Below are 1,591 nucleotides of genomic sequence, written 5' to 3'. Positions count from 1 at the left end.
CCACGGCCTTCGGCCGGAGTCAAAAGCGGACGTGTATAACGATGAGTGCTCTGCGTCAGCTGGGCGACTCAGACGATCTCGTCAGGCCAAAACGCGCGGATCCCGGCCACGCCCTGTGCGCCGCTTTCCCAAGCCTGTTGGCGCTGCGCAGGGCCTACACCGCCCAGCAGGAAGACCGGTTTGTTAAAGCCTGCAATCAGTTGCGCCGCCTGCTGCCAGCCAAGCGGCAGTGCATCGGGATGAGTCAGGGTGGGCTGAACCGGTGACAGGGTGACGAAATCCACGCCCATCTGCTCTGCCAGGGCCAGCTCTTCGGCGTTATGGCACGACGCCGCCAGCCAGCGGTTCTCGGGGAACGGACGTCCACGACTGGCGTACTTGCGCAGTTGCTCCGCCGTCAGGTGCCAACCGGCGGACGGAAAGTCGCCCAGCCACTCCAGAGGCCCTTTGAGCATGAGCTGCGCCTTGCCGGCACACAGACCCGCCGCATCCACGGCCAGGTCACGGTACTTGGGGTCGTAACCACCCGGCGCACGCAACTGGACCAGTTTGATGCCGCCTGCGATGGCTTTCTGCATACCGCGCAACAGCTCGATATTGTCCAGTCCGTCAGGCGTGATCAGATACTCGCCGGGCAAACGTGCCGCAGCGACAATCGGCTGGTTGGCGGTCGGAAAGTCGTAGTGAGGCAGCTCTCGCGGAGCCGCCCAGACCAGTGGCTGCCCTTCTTCACCATGCGGCTCGCCGGTAAATGCCGAGACTTCCCAGACATCCAGCAATACCTGCTTGTCCGCATAATCGTGACCGACCTTGATCAACGGACGCGCTGCCGTGACCTGAATCCCCAACTCTTCCTGAAGCTCACGTGCGAGTGCGGCCTGAACGGTCTCACCCTCTTCGACCTTGCCACCGGGAAACTCCCAGAGGCCACCTTGATGCTGAGTGTCGGCACGTCGGGCAATCAATACACTGCCGTCAGCGCCACGAATGACGGCGGCAGCCACATGAACTCGTTTCACGATCAGGACTCCTGCAGGCCTGCCTGCTGCCAGCGCTTGAAGGCGGGCCACTGGTAGATGGTTTCGATATACGCCAGTGCCTCTGCTGGCAACTGGACGTGATAGCCGCGCAGACGAATAGCCACCGGTGCGAAGAACGCATCAGCAATGCTCGGCTTGCCAAACAGAAAAGGACCACTTTCGGCAGCAGCAGCGCGACATTCGGCCCACAGCTCGACGATACGGTCGATATCGTTCTGGGTATCGACGGTGATCACTTCCAGCGCCTTATCCTGACGCAAGTCCATTGGCATGTTCGAGCGCAGATTGACGAAACCGCTGTGCATCTGCGCACACGCCGAACGGGCCTGGGCACGGGCAGCGATATCACGCGGCCACAGCTCGACGTCCGGGAAGCGCTCGACCAGATATTCACAGATCGCCAGCGAATCGATGATCGTGCCGTGCTCACACTGAAGCGCAGGCACCTTGCCGGTCGGCGAATACTTGAGAATATTCTCGCGGGTGTCCGGCAGGTTCAGGCGGATGACTTGATCGGTGAACGCAGCACCGGTCATTTCCAGCACCAGCCA

The 1,591-nt window shown here is 61.6% G+C and carries 2 protein-coding genes; both read right to left on the bottom strand.

The genetic code is table 11. From position 1 onward, the window contains the following. Positions 1-68: 68 nt before the first annotated feature. Positions 69-1,019 carry a Nudix family hydrolase gene (locus tag ALO64_RS09955; RefSeq protein WP_044343936.1) on the bottom strand — a complete coding sequence of 317 codons (951 nt, stop codon included), beginning with the start codon at positions 1,017-1,019 and terminating at the stop codon, positions 69-71. A 2-nt stretch (positions 1,020-1,021) separates the two neighbouring features. Then, the coding region (locus ALO64_RS09950; RefSeq protein ID WP_054991706.1) for a glutathione S-transferase at positions 1,022-1,591 on the bottom strand (570 nt) is incomplete at its 5' end.

The sequence above is a fragment of the Pseudomonas meliae genome (assembly GCF_001400515.1).
Taxonomy (GTDB): Bacteria; Pseudomonadota; Gammaproteobacteria; order Pseudomonadales; family Pseudomonadaceae; genus Aquipseudomonas; species Aquipseudomonas amygdali.
Note: the sequence above shows the minus strand (reverse complement) of the source record. Positions and strands in the feature narration are given on the sequence as shown.